A 19887-nucleotide genomic window follows, 5' to 3' on the forward strand; every position below is an offset into this window, starting at 1 on the left:
GACAGCTTCATGGCCGTCGCCCCGATTGGTATATTGATTACCATTTGTTTGCAATATGGCTGTGCGGGGATAAGGCGGAATCATGAAAGCCCCCGTTTCCCCGCCGCTCCGCGACCCGCTCGACCATCTTCTCGGCTATCAGCTCCGCCGGGCGTCGATGCACACGCTCACCGGCCTGAATGAGGCGTTCGAGGGGCTGGGCGTGCGCCTGACGGAGGCGATCATCCTGCGCTTCGTGGAGGCCAATCCCGGTTGCAACCAGGCGGAGATCGGCCGGGCGCTGGGCGTCACGCGCACCAATATGGTGCCGGTCGTCGCGGGTCTGGTGGATGCGGGGCTGGTCCGGCGGGAGGTGGCGGACGGCCGCACCCATGCCCTGCACCTGACGCCCGACGGCGTGGCGCTGCACGGGCGCATCGACGCGGCGACCCGCGCGCATGAGGAGCATTTCTTCGGCGACATCGACGCGGCGGAGCGCGCCGTCCTGATGCAATTATGCCAGCGGATTCGGGACAGGCCGCTGAAATAGGGCGGCGCAGAACGCTCGCCCCGGAACGACGAAGGGGGCAGGACCGATGGCCCCGCCCCCTCCCGTCACAAGACCGCGATCAGGCCGCCGCCGCTGGTGCGGCCTCGTCCAGCGTCACCGCGTCCACCAGATCGGCCGCCAGCGTCAGCGGCCGCTCGTCGATCCAGCTGTCGAAGTCGAAGTCGGTGATGAAACCTTCCTGCACCAGAAAATCCTTCTGGTGGCGCAGGCCCTGCACATAGAGCGGCGAGAGGGCGACGCTGAACCGTTCGTGCAGCCTGGGACCGAATCCGCGCTTCACCGCCGCCTCCGTCGCGCCGGTTTCCGCCGCGATGGCGCGCACCACCTCCGCCGGATGGGTCAGCGCCCATGCCGCCGTCTTTTGCAGCACCGCCAGATAGCGCGCGACAATCTCCGGGTGGTTGCGGGCCAGCTCGCCGCTGACGGTCACCGGGCGCGGTGTGCCGGCATTGACGCGCAGGATGGGGTCCGCCTGCTCGTTGATGTCCAGGATCGGGCGGAAACCGTGCCGCTCGATCAGGGTCGCGCTGAACGCGCCCTTGGCATAGATGGCATCGCTGGTGCCATCCAGCAGCGACTGCGCCACCGCGCTGGTCCAGTGGGAGAGGCTGGCGTTCGCCGCCTCGCGCAGGTCGGGCGCGCGCTCGTTGGTCAGGTCCACGAACGTCACCTCGTCACGGCCGATCCCGGCAATCTGCAGCGCGGTCAGCAGGCCGCGCAGATCCTGCGCCCGGCCGACGTCGACCACCTGCCCGCCCCGCTGCGGGATGGCCAGCCTTGCGCCGCGCAACTGATCGACCGACCGGATCGGGCTGTCGTCGCGGACGAAGATCAACTGCTCCTCGTCGATCCAGGTGATGCCGACCAGCACCGTATCCTGCCCATTGCCGCGCGCCCACAGCGGCGGGACATTGCCGCCCTCGCGAAAGCTGTTGGCGACATTATGGTCAAAGTGGGAGAGGCGAACCGCCGGGTCGTCCGACGCGCGGATCGACTCCACCGCGATGCCCGACCGGGCGAATTCCTGATGCAGCCAGCGATAATGCTGGGCGACGCCGGATGTCGTCGGAACGCCGCAGCGCGTGTACCAGATCGTATCGGGTTGAGACATGACAGCTTCCTTTTCTGGGGGACGATGAACCGATGGCGCCGCCGCGCGGCCCGCCGGATGAGGGGAATAAGGCCATTATGTTTCCGAAGCAGATGGGATCATCCGCGGACTCGGAAAACGTGCCAAATCAACAGACTGAAACAGCCGAACCGATGCAATCGGATCGGAACCTGTTCTAGATCGCGCACCCTTCGCCACCAACGAATATGCCGTCGCATGGATAGGCGGGTACGGACTTTGCCAGACCCGGATTGGCACGCGGCGATTCCATCCGGCGGGAGGCACCGGACAGATTCAGGACGCCCCGCTACCCTGCGCGGCCAGCCGGGGAGGCTCCTCCTCCGCCCGGTGCAGATCGGCCCGGTCGGCAAAGCGCGGCACCGGCGGTTCCCGGTCCGCCGCAGGCCGCCGCGCCGTCCCGGTCAGCACCGCATAGTCGAGGTGCGGGGCCAGCATCTCGATCAGCCGATAGCTGTAATTGCGCAGCAGAGCGCCGCGCCGCACCGCGATCTTCGTCACCTTGGGCGCGAAAAAGGCGTTGGAGCCACGCACCGTCACCAGATCGTCGCACGGGTCCGCGACCGCCGCCATTTCCGCGACGATGCCGACCCCCATGCCGATGCCGACATAGGTCTTGATAACGTCCGCATCCATCGCGGTCAGCCGGATTTCGGGCACGATGCCCGCCGCCTCGAACGCCGCGTCAATCTGCGACCGGCCCGAAAAACCGGCATTATAAGTGACCAGCGGATAGCGGGCGATGTCGTGCAGCGTCGGCGTCGGCAACTGCGTCAGCGGATGGCCCGGCGGCACCACCACGACATGCTCCCAGCTATAGCAGCTATAGGTGGTCAGTTCCGGGCTGTCCTCCACCGTCTCCGTCGCGATGCCCACGTCCGCGACGCCGCGCAGCAGCGTCTGCACCACATATTTGGGCGTCCCCTGCCGCAACTCCACCTCCACGTCGGGGAACAGGCGGGTGAAGCGGGCGATGACGCGCGGCAGGGCATAGCGCGCCTGGTTATGGGTGGTCGCGATGACCAGCCGCCCCTTGTCGCTCTGCTTATAGTGTTCCGACAGGCGCTTGAGGTTGTCGGCCTCCGCCAGCAGCCGGTCGATCACGCCCGCCACATCTTCCCCCGCCTTGGTCAGGCCGACCAGCCGCTTGCCCCGGCGCACGAAGATCTCGACGCCCAGTTCGGCCTCCAGCTCCTTGATCTGCTTGCTGACCCCGGACTGGGAGGTGAACAGCGTGTTGGCGACCTCCGTCAGGTTCAGGCCGTTCTGGATCGCGGATCGCACATATCGCAATTGCTGGAAATTCATCCCCATCCCCTGTGGATGACGGCAAGGCGGCGCGCGCTCCCGTCCCGGCGTCGGCCCGGACGATCGCCCGAACCGCGCCGATGGACCGCCGGCCCGCGCGCCGTAACGGCGTCAGAATACCCGGCCTTCGTCGAAGTCGTCGCGCACGCCGTTGAGGTAATAATCGCCCAGCACCCGGCCCCGCAGGGAGGCGGGGTTGTGGTTGCACAGCGTCCGCACATTGCGCCAGTGCCGGTCGAAATTGCGGCCCCGCGCCGTCGCCGATCCGCCGCCCGTGTCGAACAGCAACTCCGCCGCGCGCAGCGCCAGCTTGCCGATCATGAACTGCCCCTTGCTGTTGGCCAGCTGCATCGCGAACACGACATCCTCTATGTCCGCCGCGTTGGAGAGGATCGCAGCGGCGGATGCGTCCAGCCCCCGCGCCGTCTCCGCGACCAGCGCGTCGATGGTGTGCGACAGGGCCGCGATCTCACCCACCGCCAACTGCACGAAATGGTCGCCGCCCGCCGTGGCCGACGCCGAATGTTTGGCCGAGCGCGCCTGCCCCCGGACATAGGCGATCGCGTCCGACAGCACGTTACGCGCGATGCCCGCCACCACGGCATAAAGGTGCAGCTGCGCGCGCACCGCGCCATGCCGCTTGACGAAGGGGCTGCCCGCGCCCCGGCGCGCGCCGACCTCATGCGCCTCGACCCGCACATTGTTCAGGAAGACGCTGCCACTGGCGCTCAGCCGCTGGCCCATGCCGTCCCAGTCGTCCCGTATCTCCACCCCCTCGCGCCCGGCGGGGATCAGGACGCCGGTCGGCTTGCCCTCCTCGTCCACCGCGCTGAAGCTGGTGTAGTCGGCGAAGATCGCGCCGGTGGCATAATATTTATGGCCGTTGAGGCGGTAATGGTCGCCTTCCCGGTGCAGCGTCGTGCGGATCATGTTGGGGCGCGGCGTGCCGATCTCCATGTTCGCGCCGCCGAACAGCTTGCCGGCCAGCACCTCGCCCGCGAACTGGCGGCTGGTGTCGCCGTCCGGGTCCAGCCCGATCGACTCCAGAAAGCCGAAATGGCCCCGCAGCGCATGCGCCACGCCGGAGTCGGCGGCGGCGATGGCGCAGGTCACCTCGATCTGGTCCGACGTGCTGCCGCCCGGCCCGCCCAGCGATTGCGGCACGCGCAGCCAGGTGATGCCGGTGGTGCGCAGATAGCGGAACAGCTCGTGCGGCAGGCGCCCCTCCCGCTCCCGCTCCGCCGCGCCTTCCGCGACGCGCGCCGCCACGGCGGGCAGGCCCGCCAATATCTCCTCCCGGCTCAGCCGCGGCGCAGGGGCCGAATCAGGCGTAACGGGGGCAGCAGCGGAAGCGGCGGGTACGGGTTCCAAAAGCTCGGTCGGCATCGAAATTCTTCTCCGGGGGCGGCCCGTCGACCGCCAGATGATATTTACACATATTTCCTAGCTGTATTATAGACTATTGAAATTGACAAGGCGCGGATGGACTCGCCTCCCTCCCTGTCTCCCCTTTCCCTCCGGTGCCCGCCAAGGCCCCGGATGTCTTTCTCGCCGTTCCCTCACACTCCCTCGGAGGCCGATCCCATGAGCACGACGCCCACCGCCGTCTGGTACACCCGCTGCCCCGCCCCCACCCCGCTCTCGCTGGCGGTCCAGCTCGGCTGGATCGACAAGAGCTTTGCCGCGCATGGCGTGGGCGTCACCTCCATCCGCGACAGCGCCGACCCGGCGGTGCGCGACAGCCATTACACCCATGCGCTCGACTGGTCCTTCCGGCAGGGCGGCAATATCCCGCCGATCTGGGCGCGGTCCGGCGGGCGGGAGACGCGCATCGTCGGCATCACCCGGACGGACGAGTTTCAGGCGATCCTCGCCCTGCCCTCCTCCGGCATCGCCAGCGGTGAGCGGTTGAAGGGGCGCCGCATCGGCATCCCACGCAAGCCCGCCGGGCCGATCGTGGATTTTCAGCGGATCACCGCGACCAAGGGCATCGTCTCCGCCCTCTCCCTCGCCGGGCTGACCGCGCAGGATGTGGAGCTGGTCTATATCGACACCAACCGCGCGCCCCTGCTTCCGGGCCTGCACCAGAGCGGCGGCGACAGCTATCATGGCCTCAACCGTCGCTATCCCTATGGCGACGAATTGCTGGCGCTGGCGCGGGGCGAGATCGACGCCTTCTTCGTCAAGGGGGCGGAGGGGCTGGTCCTCGCCAGCCAGTTCGGCGCGACCATCGTGTCCGACTTCGGCTTTCACCCGGATGCGAAGATCCGCATCAACAATGGCACGCCGCGCCCGCTCACCGTCGACCCGCTGTTCCTGGAGGAGCGGCCCGACCTCGTCGCCGATCTGGTCGAGACGGTCGCGCGCGTGGGCGACTGGGCACAGGCCCATCCCGATGACGCCGTCCGCTTCATCGCGCGGGAAATCGGCGTGTCGGAACAGGCGATCTGGGCCGCCAACGGTCCCGACGTGCATCGCCACCTGCGCCTGACGCTGGACGAGGAGGAGGTGGCCGCCCTCGCCCATTTCAAGGATTTCCTGCTCGAATGGGGGTTCATCCCCGCCGATTTCGATGCGGCGGCGTGGATCGACCCCCGTCCGCTGGAGGCCGCGCGACGCCTGCAAGCCGCCTGACGCCCGGCCTCCACCTCAGAGCGCCGTCGCGGCGATACTGCGACCCGTCGCTGCGGCGGCGCTCCCTCTTTCCCATCCCATCCATTCGAAAGGCCGCCCATGGCGACGTCCCACCGCCGGCTCAATCTCAACGTCGGCATCAATCCCACGGGCTATCTGCCGAACGCCTGGAAATATCGGTCCGGCAGCGTCAAGGACATCGCCAATCCCGACCATTATCTGCGCCTCGCCCGCATCGCGCATCGCGGCGTGTTCGACGCGGTGTTCGTGTCGGACATGCCGCTCCTGCGGCTGGGCCGGGATTCCCGTCCGGGGCAGACCATCGACCCGCTGATCCTCGCCACCGCGCTGACGGCGCAGGTGCCCGACATCGGCTTTGTCGCGACCGTCTCCTCCACCTTCAACTCGCCCTATAATCTGGCGCGGCGGGCGCAGTCGGTGGACATCATGTCCGGCGGGCGGCTGGTCATCAACATCGTCTCCAACTTCGTGCCGGAAGTCGCCGCCAATTTCGGCCGCGATCCCCTGCCCCCGCGCGAGGTGCGCTATCCCCGCGCGGTCGAGTTCGTCGACGTCGCCAAGAAACTGTGGGCAAGCTGGGACCGCAGCCGGGAGGGCGAAGTGCCGGACGACCAGTTCTGGGACGACTCCTCCGCCCATACCATCGACCATGACGGCGCCCATTTCTACGTGCGCGGCCCCCTCAACGTGCCGCGCAGCCTGCAAGGGCACCCCGTCATCGCACAGGCCGGCGCGTCGGAGGGCGGCATCGACCTCGCCGCCCGCCATGGCGAAGTCCTCTACGCCAATGTCCTGTCGCGCGGGGCCGGTCATGCGCTGGGCAAGAAGGTGCGCGATCTCGCCGTCACCTATGGCCGCGATCCGTCCTCCATCCGCCTGATGCCCGGCCTTGTCGCGATCGTCGCGGACAGCCGGGAGGCGGCGCTGCGCAAGCATGAACTGTTCAGCGGCGCAGGGTCGGAGGACGGCCTGCTCGCCCGCTTCGTGGAGGCGCACGGGCTGGACCCCGCGACCTTCGATCCCGACGCGCCGCTCAACCCTGCCGACTTCGTGCCCGATCCCAACCGGCAGCAGGCGCTGGGCTTCACCCTCGGCCTCGTCGATCTCCTTACCCACGATAGCCTGACCGCGCGGGAGGCCGTGCGGCGGTCGGAGGGCAATCACCGCCTCCTCCTCGGCACGGCGGAGGAGGTGGCCGACCAGATCATCGACCTGTGGGCCGATGGCTCCGTCGACGGCTACACGCTCCAGCCGCCGCGCGCGCCCGACGACATCATCGAATTCGTCGACAAGGTGATCCCCATCCTTCAGGACCGCGGCGTCTATCCGCGCGAATATGTGGGCGACACCATCCGCGAACGCTACGGCCTGCCCCACCCGGCCTGACCCCATCCGACGGACGGCGGCGGCGCGGGGAGGCCGCCCGCCACCGGCGGCGGGCCTCTCCCCCGGACCGGGCACGCCCACGCGCCCGTCTCCGGTCTCTTTCTGCCTACCCCCTTTTTGCGCGCCCTTTCTGCGCGAACTGTCTCACCACCGCCCCTTGCAACCGTGACCGGATGCAATATGCCTTGGCCGTCCGGCGCCGTCCGGACAGGCCCGACCGCAAGGGATAAGGGGCAGGCGGAGAGATTGTGCGTGAAAGACGGCGCGTGAAGAAGCAGATGTCCAACCCCACCCAGCTCGTCATCAACGAGGCGGAGGGCATCGGCGTGCTCGATGGCCTTGCCAGCGTGCAGTTGCGCCGGGTCGACACCTTGTTGCTACGCGGCTTCGCGCATGTCTCCAAGGCCATGCACCTGCGTCCCGGCATGATCTCCTGCCTCGGCCTGATCGTCGCCCATCCCGGCATCTCGCAAAAGGATATTGCGGCGCGCACCGGGCGGGACAAGTCGATCATCGTCAGCCTGATCGACAGTCTGGAGGAACGCGGCTGGGCGACCCGCACCCGGTCGAAGGTCGATCACCGCCGCTACGAACTGCGCCCCACGGCGGAGGGGGAGAGGCGGCTGGAGGAGCTGGCGCGGGATATTCGCGAGCTGGAGGGCGGGATGCTCGCCGGCGTGACCCCGCAGGATCTGGAACAGCTCTTCCACCTCCTCCAGAAAATGCATCATTCCTGCGTCAGCTTTCTCAAAAACCAGCCAAAATCTTAGGGAAACGCGGCGATCTGTGGCCATTACGGCACAGATCGCACAAAATAATGCACCATCGCTCCAATAATGGTTGAACTTTTCAACTGAGGATGAGAAGCTTCCTTCAGAGGCCGGGGATGCCCTTCCCGCTGGGTGTATAGGAATTCACCGGCCCTGTAAATTCGGACTGGCACAGGCCAGCCGACATTGGGGAGGATGTCATGAACCTGATTACCAGGCTCGCCTTTGCGAGCGTCAGCCTGATCGCGCTCAACACCGCTGCATCGGCCCAGACCCAGGGTCCGGCCCAGGGCGAAACCGTCGAAACCGAAACCATCATCGTGGAGGCCCGCCGCCGCGACGAAAGCGCGCAGGACGTGCCGCTGGTGGTCAACGCCGTGACGTCGGAGAAGATCAGCCAGCTCAACCTGCGCGACTTCAAGGATATTCAGTCGGTCGTCCCCGGCCTGGCGATGACCAGCAACAGCAATGGCATCGGCACCACATCGTCGGTGCGCGGCGTCAATTTCGACGTGAACGCCAGCGGCGCCTTCGGCACCATCGAATATTATCTCAACGACACGCCGATGACCTCCGGCGCGATCTTCAACGCGCTGTTCGACATCGGCCAGATCGAGGTACTGCGCGGCCCGCAGGGTACGTTGCGCGGCAAGGCGTCGCCGTCCGGTTCCATCACCATCCAGCACAAGAAGCCGCATCTGTACGATGCCGGCGGCTATGTCATGGGCACCGTCACCGACATCAACGGGCTGAACGTCAATGGCGCCGTCAGCCTGCCCATCATTCCCGGCAAGCTGGCGATCCGCGTCGCGGGCCTTGCCTCGCGCGATGAAGGCAGCCGGGTCCGCAGCATCAATAGCCCGCTGTCCCCTTATGCCCGTTCCACGGCGGGCCGTGTCTTCCTGCGCGCCGAACCGACCGACTGGCTGAACGGCGAGGCCGTGTACCAGCATATCGAACAGAGCGCGCGCCAGTTCAACCAGGCCGCCTGCTTCAACCAATTCTCCGCCGCCGCCCCGGCCTGCCCGGTGACGATCCGGCCGGAGGACCGTCTGGGCATCCAGAAGGGCGCACAGATTACGCGGAGCATCTACGACATCTTCACCTGGAAGGCGTCGGCCGGTTTTGCCGGACAGCGGCTCTATTATGCCGGCCAGCACACCCGGCAATTCATCAACAGCTTTGGGATCGGCGACGACGCCAACAAGGTCAACGGCGTCTTCTGCGGCACCTGCACCACCAATGATTCCAAGATGGACACGCACGAAGTGCGTTTGCAGAACGAGGAACTGGTGTTCGGCCTGTTCGACTATGTCGTCGGCTATTTCAAATATAAGGCGAACACGCCAAGCTATCTGGTCACGGGCCGGGTTTCCGGCGGCACCGCGGATGCTCCGGTCTTCGCCTTCTCGCCCACGCTGCGCACCTCGCTGGTCAAGGAAGAATCCTTCTTCGGCAACGTGGTGCTGCATCTGGGCGAGCGGACAGAATTTTCCGGCGGTGCCCGTCATATCGAGGTCAACAGCGACTCGCGCCTGTTCACCGTCGTCCTGCCCGCCGGCACCACCGCACCGCAACTGACCACCGCGACCGACCTGCGCCCGCTCATCACCAGCGGCACGCCGATCGAACTGCTGTTCGGCGCGCCCAACCCGCGCACGTTCAAGAAGTGGATCTATTCCGCCAACGCCAAGCATCGCTTCAGCGACGACTTCATGGTCTATGCCAATTTCGGCACGTCCTTCCGGCCCGGCAACAATGTCGTGCGCTTCCCGCAGAGCGCCCGCACCTCCGCGCTGGAAACCAGCTTCCTCGTGACCCCGCCAGAAACGTCCAACTCCTATGAAATCGGCTTCAAGTCGGAATTCCTGCGCGACACGCTCAAGCTGAACGTCGCGGCCTATCGGCAGGACTTCGTCAACTATCCCTATCGGTCCTCGTCGGGCGTCTTTTACCTGCATTATGACTCAGTGGCCGGCAATCCGCGCGTCGCGCAGAGCAATTTCGTCGCGCCCGTGCCCGTGCAGGTCAACGGCGTGGAGGCGGAGATCGACTGGCGCCCCAGCAAGCGCTTCAACCTGACGCTCAACGGCTCCTATGCGCTGGGCAAGATCAAGAACGGCAATGTGCCCTGCCTCGACCTCAACGGCGATGGCGTGCCCGACACGGGCGGCGCGCCCTCGGCGGCGGCGCTCGGTGCGGTGGTCGGACCGACCGGGACGGGCCAGAATGTGTCGGTCTGCAAGGTCAACTTCCGCTCGTCCAACGCCTCCCCATGGGGCGCCAACGTGCAGGCCGAATATTCGCTGCCGGTCAGCAACGGCGCGGACGCCTTTGTCCGCGGCCTGTTCACCTACAGCGGCAGTTCGCAGAATGACGCCGCCAACATCTACGACGATTATGGCTCCTATGGCCGCCTCAACCTCTATGCCGGTGTCCGGGCGGAGAATGGGGCGTGGGAATTCACGCTGTACGGCAAGAATATCTTCCGCAACGACACGGTGCTGGCCACGACCAACGGCGCGATGTTCACGACAGTGGGCACCACCACCGCCACGTCCGAATATATCGGCCTGGGCAACCCCAGCTCGCCCGGCCTCGTCGGCCCGCGTGAGTTCGGCCTGACCGCCCGCTTCGCCTTCGGTTCGCGCTAGAGCGGGGTCCGATCCGATCGCATCGGCTCGACGGCTCTGGACTGTTGATCGGCCGCGTTGGCCCAGTCAGCAGAGGATTCCATCCGCTCCGCAAAGGCTCCAGGCGCAGTTCCTGTGCGCCTGCCCCCCCGGAGGGCGCAGGCGCACAAGACGACGGAAGCATGGTCCGGCCCCTGCGGATCGGATCATGCCCCCGGCATCCCTTTTTCCCTGACTTGAAGCGGCCGGCGGACTTTCCACCGGCCGTCTTTTTGCAGGGTGCAGGAGAGGATCCTGCCGCCCCGTCCCCCGCGACAGCAGGTTAGCCTGCCCCACCCCATTGTAATGATTGGCGGAAGCGAAGTTTTTCTACTTTGCCCCCTGTGACTCTACCAATATGCTAGAGATATTACATGGGTCGCCCATACGCGACGGATGGTGAGGGAATCGACCATGCACAAGCTGACTGTCTGTGTGAGCGCGTTGCAATCCTGGGCGACCGTCTGCGACCAGTTGCACGTCAGCCATGGCGAAGCGGACCGGCTGATGGCGCAGGCGCAGGACGGGGTTGTGCCGCTGGGCCAGTTCGTCAGCGCGCTCGAAACCATCGCTACCACCGCGTCCCTGCGCGATCTGGGCTGGTCGGTGGGCGAACGCTATGACCTGCGCCTGCTGGGCGAGGTGGGCAGCGCCATGCTCTCCGCCTCAACGCTGGGCAGCGGCCTGCGGCGCATCATCGACTATTTCAGCCTGATGCAGGACGCCGCCGAGTTCGAATTGCGGCAGGATGCCGATCAGGTCGTGCTGAGCTATCGCATCCTCGACCCCGAAATCTGGCCGCGCCAGCAGGACGCGCTGTTCACCCTGTCGATCATCGCGCAACTGCTGCGCCGGGCCATCGGCTTTGGCTGGGATCAGGTGCAGGTCGCGCTGGAAAGCGACGACCCGGCCATCGCCGCGGAGCTGTGCCGCCGCACTGGCGTCGCCTGTTCCGACAATGCGGACAGCAACAGCATCCGCTTTCCGGCCCATTTCATGGCGCTGCCGCTGGTCGCCAGCGGCGATGTGATCCCGCCCGACTATCGCGCGCTGAACCGCAACATGGTGCGCAAGCGCCGGGCGATGAGCATCGAGCTGCGGGTGCGGACCGCCGTCTATCGTCATCTGGGGTCCGACACACTGGACCAGGAGCATATCGCCGGGGAATTGGGCATGTCCACCCGCACCCTGCGGCGCAAGCTGGCGGAGGAGAACAGCTCCTTCCAGCAGATCCTCTACGCCTGCCGGATGCGGCAGGCGGCGCTGCAATTCAGCCTGCGCCGCACCGTGTCCATCGCGGACATGGCGCTGCGCCTCGGCTATTCGGAGCACAGCGCCTTCACCCGCGCCTTTTCCCGCTGGAGCGGCATGCCGCCGCATATCTTCCAGCAGGCGGGACGCAGCGTCGCCTCAGCCTTCTGAGGCGGCGACGGAGAGGCTCTCCCGATACTCCTGTGCCGACTGGACGGCGGCGATGCCAAAACCCAGCGCGGCGAGGAAGGCGGCATGGACCTGCCGCGCCGGAACCTCCACGTCGCCAAAGCTCAGGTCGCGCGTCGCCACCGCATCATGGATGACGGTGACGGAGAGGCCCAGATCGGCCGCCGCCCGTGCGGTGGAATCGACGCAGATATGCGCCATCGCCCCCGCCAGCACGACCGCCTCCACCCCCAGATCGTCGATCAGCGTCTGGAGGTCGGTGTCGCGAAAGGCGTTGGGGAAAGCCTTGGTGATGACCGGCTCCACCCCCTGCGGCGCGACCAGGGGGTGGATGGCCACGCCCGGCGTCCCCCGGACAAAGAAGGGCGCATCCTCACCGGGAAATTCATGGCGGACATGGATGACCGGCGTTCCGCTGCGCCGCGCGGCATCCAGCAGGCTGGCGGCCTGCCCCGCCGCGGCCTCCACATCCACCAGCGGGAAGCGGCCGCCGGGGAAATAATCCTGTTGCAGGTCGATGAGGATGAGGGCGTGCTGTGCCATGGTCTGCCTTTCTGTTGGATTGTCTCTTGGATGTTCAGCGGGTTTCGACGAGGAGCGGCACCTTGCCGACCTCCGTCAGGTGCAGGCCGGGCGCACCCGGCGTCAGGAGCGAGAGGGTGAAGCGATAGCCGCCGTTCATCAGCGCGTTCAACGCCCCGGCGGCATCGCAGCGCGCGCCCAGCGACCGGACCAGCCCCGTCACCAGCGCGCGCGACGCGGCGACGCTGGCGGCCTGCCCGGCGAGTGACTCCGCGTTGGGCGTCACCACGATCAGCCGGAACGTGCGGGCCGCATGGTCCAGCCGGATCTGCACATCCTCCGCCTCCCCCTCTATGTCCAGCAGGCCCCGGCGGCGCAGGTTGACGGCAATGCCTCCCAGCGCGTCCGTCGCGAAAAAGCCCAGCGGGCCGATGGCGAAACGGTCGCTGCTACGCCCGACATATTCGAATTGCACCGCGTTCAGCGCCGCCGTCTGCCGGTCCTCCCGCCGGACGACCCGGTCGCCGAGGCGATAGCGCAGGACGGGCGCGCCATGGCCGAACAGGCGGGTGACGACCAGTTCGCCCTCCTCCCCCACGTCCACCCATCGGCCCTGTTCGTCCACCACCTCCACCAGATGCAGGCCCGGCACCGCCGTCAGCACGGGCGAGTCCACCTCCAGTTGCAGGCCGATCGTCTCCGCCTGCATCGCGGCGAAGAAGCTGAGGATGGACAGGTTGGGATAGGCGGCTTTCAGGTCGGCCCGCACGCGCGGCTGTATCTCGCCGCTGCCATAGAGGGCGACGCGGAAGCTCGCCCGCTCCTCCGGCGACAGGTGGTTGGCGTGGCTGACCAGATCCGCGATGCTGCGGCTGGTGCCCATGATCGCCTTGGCCCCCGGATAGGCGAGGATGCGGCCAAAGACATGGCGGTCGATCGCGCCCGCGCCGATGAAGTTGATGCCCGGTATCCGCTGCAACACCCCGCCGACCATGGTGCTGCTGCTCCACATCATATGGTCGGCCAGCGTGGTGGCGACCCAGTGGGGACCATCGCCGGGCATGTGGGGCGCCACGACATGGCGGCCCAGAAAGGCGCCTGCCCATGCATAGGTGTCCCACAGTTCGTCGAGCGGATAGACGATCTCGCTCGGCTTGCCCGACGCCGTGCCGCCGCTGGTCGCGACCTGGTACCCGCCCCGCTCCACCGGCACGACCAGCCCCGGCCGGTCCTCCGCATAATAGATGCGCGACAATTCCTTGTCGGTCAGGGGCAGCGACTGGAAGGCATCGAAATCCGCCACGGGATCGGTGCCGACCGCGCCCGCGATCCGGTCTCGCCACAGCGGATTGACCCGGCTGATCGCCACGAGTTGGCGGAGCCTGCGCTGCACCAGCGCCTGCTGTACGGGCAGGGACAGCCGGTCGATGGGCGTGTTCGTCCGCTTCTCCGCCGCGTGCAGTGCCGTCAGGAACGTCGGCAGGGCCAGCACATCGTCGACGCTGCGCGGCTGGAGCTGCGCGTCGGGCAGCACCGCCTCCGCCAACGCCCGCGCCGCTTCCCGCACCAGTTCGGCGGGGGCGGGATGCGGCGCGGCGGACGGGGGCGGTGGGGGATCGCCCGGCATGGCAGGGGAAGACGCCGGATGAGAGGATGCGGGGTCGCCCGCCATGGCGGTGGGGGAAGCGGGGTGGGAAGGCACGGGATCGGCCGCATGGGAGAGATGGGAGGCATGGGAGGCCGCGGCGCTGCCCGCCTCTGCGCCCGCACCGGCATCTGCGCCCGAGCCCGCACCGGCACCGGCATCTGCGCCCGCACCCACGTTCAACAGCCCGCTCATGCCGCCACCCCCTGCCGCGTCCAGTCGGCGATGATCGCGGCGGCCTGCTGGCGGATCTCTTCGACCAGCCCGGCGATGTCGGCCCGGCCGATCCGGTGGTTCATCAACACGATGCGCAACACCGTCTCACCGTCCAGATCGACCTTGGAGATGAAATAGCGCCCGTCCGCGCGGATGCGGTTGCGCAGTTCCAGTTGCAACCGGCCCAGATCGGCGGCGGCAACCCCCGGCGGCCGGTGGGTGAAGCACAGGATGTTGGATTCCGGCCGGTGCGCCACGGCGAAATCACACAGGTCATTCAGTTGGTCATGTGCAAAATCCGTCAGCTCCGTCAGATAGTCCAGCTTCTCCTCGAAGAAGCGCCGCCCGAACAACGCCCATGCCAGCCAGAGGTTGAGGATGGCGGGCCGCTTGGTACATTCGAAATTCTGCGTACCGCTCTCGAACCGGCTCATCTCATCCTCCTGCGGGTCGAGGACATAGCTCGCCTTTTGCGGGAAGGCCGTCGCCGCCAGCCCCCGCTCGCGATAGAAGAGCAAGGTACACATGGCGGGCACGAACAGCGTCTTGTGCGCGTCGAGGCAGAAGCTGTCGGCCAGCTCGATCCCCGCCAGCCGCCCGCGCAGCCGGTCGGACAGCAGGAAGGCGCCATTATGCGCCGCATCGACATGCAGCCACGCCCCCCGTTCGCGCGCCAGATGGGCCAGCGCCTCCAGCGGATCATTGGCCCCGACGGAGGTCGTGCCCGCCGCCGCCACGATGCAGAAGACGTCCAGCCCGCGCGCCGCAGCGGCATCCAGCGCGGCAGCCGCGCCCTTCGCGCAGATGCGCCGCCGGGCATCAAGCGGCAGGCGGACGATCTGGTCCTCGCCAATGCCGATGATGCCGCCGATCCGGCTGACGGAAAAATGGGCATCCTCCCCCATTGCGATGGCCGGGCGACCGCCCGCACCGTCTCCAACCCCCGCCTTCCAGCTATCGGCAAGGCGGCGGTTGCGGGCGACCAGCACGGCGGTCATGTTGGCCAGCGACGCGCCGGACGTGCTGACCATATCGAACCGGCCGGTCTCCCAGCCGATGCGTCGCCCGAACTCCTCCGCGATGATCTTGTCCGCGACATTCGCGAGCTGCCCCACCTCATAGAAGGACGCCGGTTGCGGAGCCATGGCGCTGACCAGGTCGAAAGCAGCGGTGACAGGCGCGACGGAGGAGAATTGCCGCGCCATATAGCCCCGGCTGTTCAGCTTGACGCCGGTGCGGATGTACAGGTCGAGGATGTCGGAGAAGCGTTCCGCGTCGAAGCTGTCGCTCTCCTGCGTGGTCATCAACGCCCGCGCCTCCGCCAGCAAATCCTGCGGCCGTTCCAGGCTGACCCCCTCCAGCGCGTCAGAATCCAGCATCCGGGTCAGCTTGTCCGTGGCGATCCCCACCGCTTCGGTCAGCCGATCAACACCGAAGGCATCGGTGAAGGCCCCGGTCGCACCCTGCGGCGCGGAGGAACAGGAAGCAGGGTTCGTTGCGCTATGGGCACGGATGGCGAAAGGCATGCTGTTCATGGCGATCTCCCTTAGTCAGGACATGCTGCACCGCACCACGAACGCCCATCGGGGCGCCGCACAGGCCCGGTCGGCATGCAAGGCTGAACTGGTTCAGGATGCGGCCCGCGAGCATCCACCTTCGATCGTGGATTCGTGGATCTGCGGCCCAAAAAGGCGGGAAAGGCAGCTCCACCCTGTTGCGGGTCGTGCAAAAATCCGGCTCCCCGTGGAGTAAGCACAGGATTAGGCTGCGCTTTTTCCAAGGTCAACGCAGGCGCAACATCTTGGCCAGCTATGTCAAGTCACGCCCCCGCCGTCCCGCCATGGTCTGTCCGGCGGGATGCAGCGCAATGGCGCTCGCCCTGCGAACAACCGGCGCCGCGGCGTCAGACGGGGGACATGGACGTGGTGAATGACGAGTATGTACGACCGAGGGGAATGACGACAGGGACGCGCGGCACGCGCCTGACGCGCTGGGCCTTGACGGCCGCCGCGCTGGCACTGTCCGCTGTCGCCCATGCGAAGACGGCGGAAACGGCGGATGCCACCGCTGTGGAAGGCGGTCAGGCCAGCGGCGACATCATCGTCACCGCGCAGCGGCGCAGCCAGACCGCCAGCAGCATCGGCATCGCCATCACCGCCATTTCCGGCGAAACCCTCTCCGAAAAGGGGATCACCACCGCCGACCAGCTCTGGCAGGTGATGCCCGGCCTGTTCGTCAAGGACAGCGGCTATGGCGTGCCCAACTACACGTTGCGCGGCGTCGGGTTCGAAAATTACTTCGTCAATTCGTCCAGCACCGTCGGCCTGTACGCCGACGAAGTCGCCATTCCTTATCCGGTGATGAGCCGGGGCGCCTTTTTCGACCTGGAACGGATCGAGGTGCTGAAGGGGCCGCAGGGCGACCTGTATGGCCGCAACACCACGGCGGGACAGATCAACCTGATCGCCGCCAAGCCGACCCGCGATTTCCACGCGGGCGCGTCCATCGAATATGGCAGCTTCTACACCACCAATGCGGAAGGGTTCGTCAGCGGCCCGGTGAGCAACGGCGTGCAGGTGCGTCTGGCGGGCGCAGCGAACATCTCCAGCGGGTGGCAGCGCAGCCTGTCCCGGCCCAATGACAAGCCACTGGGTGACAAGAGCCAGATCTCGTTGCGCGGGCAGGTCAATATCGACCTTGCGCCGGACAGCAGCCTCCTGCTGCGCGGCTACTGGATCGACGATGACAGCGACAATGTGGCGCCGACCCCGGTGGATGGCCACCAGATCGGACTAGCGGGGGCGCAGGCGCGCGCGACCACCGGCACGGTCCGCTTCTCCAGCGGCGACAATCGCGTGGCCGACTGGACCCCGGCCTTTCGCCCCCACCGCAACAACCGGCAGGAGGGCGTGTCCGGCACGCTCAACCTGGCGCTGGGCGGCCTGACGCTGACATCGATCACCGCCTATGACCATTTCAAGCGGGATGAGACGAACGATTTCGACGGCGCGGACCAGAGCGACTCCAATGCCCGCAACATCAGCGACATTTCCGCCTTCTCCCAGGAGGTCCGCCTCGCCGACCAGAATGCACAGGACGGGCTGAGCTGGATCCTCGGCGGCTATTACAGCAGCGACCGGGTGCGGGAGGATTATCGCTTCTTCATGCCGGACAGCTTTTTCGGCAATGTACTGGGGATCAACGCGCTCAACACCCGCTATCGGCAAAAGACCACCAGCCTGGCGGGCTTCGCCCATGGCGAAGCGCGTGTGACGCAGGGGCTGACCCTGATCGGTGGAGTGCGGGTCACACGGGAGACGCGGCGCTTTGCGGGTTGCACCTATGATCTCGACGGATCGCTGACCGGCTTCGTCAACACCATCCTGATCCCCAATGTCATCCGGGGGCAAGGCCTGCCCGTGCCCGCCAACATCCCGCCGGGCGGGTGCAGCGTCTATGACGACCGGACCGGCTCCCCCACCTATGGCACCTTCGCGGATGCAGAAGAGCGGGCGGCTACGACCAAATGGATGGGCAAGGGCGGCGTGGAATATGAAGCCGCGCCCGGCACATTGCTCTACGCCAATGTCTCCACCGGCTTCAAATCGGGCGGGTTCAACGGCGCCAACGCCAATCTGAAGAGCCAGCAGTCGGCCTATCGCGCCGAGCGTCTGATCGCCTATGAGGCGGGCGTGAAGGCGACCCTGCGCGACCTTGGCTTCTATGCGGAGGCGTCCGCTTTCTATTATGATTATCGCAACAAGCAGACCAACGGTACCGCCGTCACCTTTGTCGGCAATATCACCGGCATCACCAATATCCCCAAATCGCGCATCTATGGCGTGGACGCGCTGCTGCGCTGGACACCCCTGCCCGGTGCGTCGATCGAGGCGAGCGGGACATGGCTGGAATCGAAAATCCTGCGCTGGACGGCGGTCAGCCCGCTCAGCGGCTTCCCCACCGTGCGCACCTATGATGCGGCGGGGATCGCCCTGCCCAACACGCCGCGCTGGTCGATCAACGTCTCGCCCAGCTATCGGGTGGAGGTGGGGTCCAGCCTGTTCGTCAAGGCGGGGGTCGATTATCTCTATCGGTCCAGCACGTCGGGCGCGGGCAATGTCTTCCAGCAGACGCCCGGCTATGACCTGGTCAATGCGCAACTGACGCTGGGCGACCGCGACGGAGCCTGGCACTTCGGCCTGTGGGGCCGGAATATCTTCGACAAATATTATTACAACTATGCCGGGATCGGCGGGAACAGCAATTACCTGCGCGTCGTGGGGTCGCCCGCCACCTTTGGCGTGCGAATGAGCGTCGCCCTGTGACGGGGCCTGTCGCCGGAGACTCAACGGCGAGACAATATGGCGAAGGGTGGCAGCCGCGCTGGCGCCTGCCACCCGACACCGCGCCAGTGGTGGGGCTGGCGGCAATCACCGCCACCGCCCTGCTCGCCGCGCCCGCCATCGCGGCGGAACTCACCAGCGGCTGGGGCCTGTCCCCGTCCGCCATCGGCCTCTATTTCACGGTCGAGCAGGGGGGCATGTGCCTTGCCACCCTGCCCGCGCTGTGGTGGCTGAAACAGGTGCCATGGCGGCGCGCGGCGGCGGTCGCCATGGCGCTGTTCATCCTCGCCAACCTCCTGTCCACACAGGTGACCAGCCTGCCATGGCTGCTGCCGCTGCGCGCCCTTTCGGCGCTGTCGGGCGGATCTCTGATGGTGCTGAGCATGACGCTGGCCGGGCGGTCGCGGCAGAGCGAGCGGCTGTTCGGCCTGTGGGTGCTAGGGCAACTGGTGGTGGGCGCGGCGCTCCTCACCCTGCTACCCCGGCTCTTCGCGCTATTCGGCCTGGCCGCCCTCTATCTCCTCCTCGCCGGACTGATGACGGCGGCGAGCCTTCTGCTGCGCCAGTTGCCGGCGACCGTCGCCCCCGACGGACCGGCGGCAAAGGGCGCACGCACCGCGCCGCGCCTCATCGCCATCGGCGTCGGCGGCATTCTCCTCTATTATATCGGCTATGGCGGCGTCTGGCCGTTCATGGCGGCCATCGCGCGCACGGGCGGGTCGGACGCCATCGCCAGCGGCACGGTGCTGGCCATCGGCTCGCTGTTCGGCATCGCGGGCGCGTTCCTTGCCACGCTGCTGGCGGCGCGCAAGGGGCAGGCGGTGCTCGTCATCGGCTATGCGCTGATCGGCCTGTCGGTCGCGCTCCTGCTGCACGAACCGTCCCTGCTGCGCTTTGGGGCGGCGGCCTGCCTGCTCAAGGGCGCGTCCACCTTCACCCTGCCCTTCATCCTTGGCCGGGTCGCCGCCCTCGACCCCGGCGGGCGGTTGATGGGGCTGACAAACATGGCGATCGGCGGCGGTCTGGCCATCGGTCCGCTGCTGGCGGGTGGCGTGATCCAGCATGCGGGCGGCCTGCCCGCGATGATCAGCCTGACCCTGTTCTTCCTGCTCGGTTCGACGCTGTTGCTTCTGGCTCTGGCCCCGTCCCGCGCTCCTCAACCCGGCATCGGTCAATCCGACACTGGGCAGCCCCGCTCCCAGCCCGAACCCCGGCCCTCCCCAGAATCCCGGCCCGCCAAAGCCTGACCTT

The 19887-nt window shown here is 67.0% G+C and carries 14 protein-coding genes; 8 read left to right on the top strand and 6 right to left on the bottom strand.

Annotated elements, in window-relative coordinates:
* Positions 1–82 precede the first annotated feature (82 nt).
* Positions 83–529, top strand: coding sequence for a MarR family winged helix-turn-helix transcriptional regulator (locus LWE61_RS08920; RefSeq protein ID WP_234149707.1), 447 nt, complete (start codon positions 83–85; stop codon positions 527–529).
* Between the two features lie 79 nt (positions 530–608).
* Here LWE61_RS08920 and LWE61_RS08925 read toward each other — a convergent pair whose 3' ends face one another.
* The 3 genes from LWE61_RS08925 to LWE61_RS08935 form a co-directional block, all read right to left on the bottom strand.
* Positions 609–1661, bottom strand: coding sequence for an aliphatic sulfonate ABC transporter substrate-binding protein (locus LWE61_RS08925; RefSeq protein WP_234149708.1), 1053 nt, complete (start codon positions 1659–1661; stop codon positions 609–611).
* Between the two features lie 294 nt (positions 1662–1955).
* Positions 1956–2987, bottom strand: coding sequence for a LysR substrate-binding domain-containing protein (locus tag LWE61_RS08930; RefSeq protein WP_234149709.1), 1032 nt, complete (start codon positions 2985–2987; stop codon positions 1956–1958).
* Between the two features lie 111 nt (positions 2988–3098).
* Positions 3099–4373, bottom strand: a complete 1275-nt coding sequence (locus LWE61_RS08935) for an acyl-CoA dehydrogenase family protein (protein ID WP_234149710.1) — start codon at positions 4371–4373, stop codon at positions 3099–3101.
* A gap of 198 nt (positions 4374–4571) precedes the next feature.
* Between LWE61_RS08935 and LWE61_RS08940 the strand changes: the two genes are divergently transcribed.
* The 5 genes from LWE61_RS08940 (at position 4572) to qhpR (ending at position 11892) form a co-directional block, all read left to right on the top strand.
* Positions 4572–5621: an ABC transporter substrate-binding protein gene (locus LWE61_RS08940; protein ID WP_234149711.1), complete on the top strand. Its 1050-nt coding sequence runs from the start codon at positions 4572–4574 to the stop codon at positions 5619–5621.
* Positions 5622–5720: 99 nt separating this feature from the next.
* Entirely contained in the window at positions 5721–7028 is a 1308-nt protein-coding gene (locus tag LWE61_RS08945; RefSeq protein WP_234149712.1) for an NtaA/DmoA family FMN-dependent monooxygenase, read from the top strand.
* Between the two features lie 266 nt (positions 7029–7294).
* Positions 7295–7798, top strand: a complete 504-nt coding sequence (locus LWE61_RS08950; RefSeq protein WP_234149713.1) for a MarR family winged helix-turn-helix transcriptional regulator — start codon at positions 7295–7297, stop codon at positions 7796–7798.
* Between the two features lie 200 nt (positions 7799–7998).
* The gene (locus LWE61_RS08955) at positions 7999–10452 is read left to right on the top strand and encodes a TonB-dependent receptor (protein ID WP_234149714.1); all 2454 of its coding nucleotides are present in this window, start codon (positions 7999–8001) and stop codon (positions 10450–10452) included.
* A gap of 432 nt (positions 10453–10884) precedes the next feature.
* Complete coding sequence (gene qhpR, locus LWE61_RS08960) at positions 10885–11892, top strand: AraC-like transcriptional regulator QhpR (protein WP_234149715.1); 1008 nt, start codon at positions 10885–10887, stop codon at positions 11890–11892.
* Here qhpR and LWE61_RS08965 read toward each other — a convergent pair.
* Genes LWE61_RS08965 through LWE61_RS08975 form a run of 3 tightly spaced genes read right to left on the bottom strand, consistent with a single transcriptional unit; the run spans position 11881 to position 15828 of the window.
* Complete coding sequence (locus LWE61_RS08965; protein ID WP_234149716.1) at positions 11881–12453, bottom strand: cysteine hydrolase family protein; 573 nt, start codon at positions 12451–12453, stop codon at positions 11881–11883. The genes qhpR and LWE61_RS08965 overlap by 12 nt on opposite strands.
* Positions 12454–12487: 34 nt before the next feature.
* Entirely contained in the window at positions 12488–14272 is a 1785-nt protein-coding gene (locus LWE61_RS08970) for a phenylacetate--CoA ligase family protein (protein WP_234149717.1), read from the bottom strand.
* Positions 14269–15828 (bottom strand): pyridoxal phosphate-dependent decarboxylase family protein, encoded by a 1560-nt coding sequence (locus LWE61_RS08975; protein WP_234149718.1) that lies wholly within the window; start codon positions 15826–15828, stop codon positions 14269–14271. The genes LWE61_RS08970 and LWE61_RS08975 overlap by 4 nt, the downstream gene beginning before the upstream one ends.
* A 420-nt stretch (positions 15829–16248) precedes the next feature.
* Here LWE61_RS08975 and LWE61_RS08980 point away from each other — a divergent pair, with 420 nt between their 5' ends.
* Both LWE61_RS08980 and LWE61_RS08985 read left to right on the top strand, forming a co-directional pair.
* Positions 16249–18618 (top strand): TonB-dependent receptor, encoded by a 2370-nt coding sequence (locus LWE61_RS08980; protein WP_234149719.1) that lies wholly within the window; start codon positions 16249–16251, stop codon positions 18616–18618.
* A complete protein-coding gene (locus LWE61_RS08985) occupies positions 18615–19883 on the top strand; it encodes an MFS transporter (protein WP_234149720.1) in 1269 nt (422 codons plus the stop codon). The genes LWE61_RS08980 and LWE61_RS08985 overlap by 4 nt, the downstream gene beginning before the upstream one ends.
* The last annotated feature ends 4 nt before the right edge of the window (positions 19884–19887 follow it).

The sequence above is a fragment of the Sphingobium sufflavum genome (assembly GCF_021403115.1).
Lineage (GTDB): Bacteria > Pseudomonadota > Alphaproteobacteria > Sphingomonadales > Sphingomonadaceae > Sphingobium > Sphingobium sufflavum.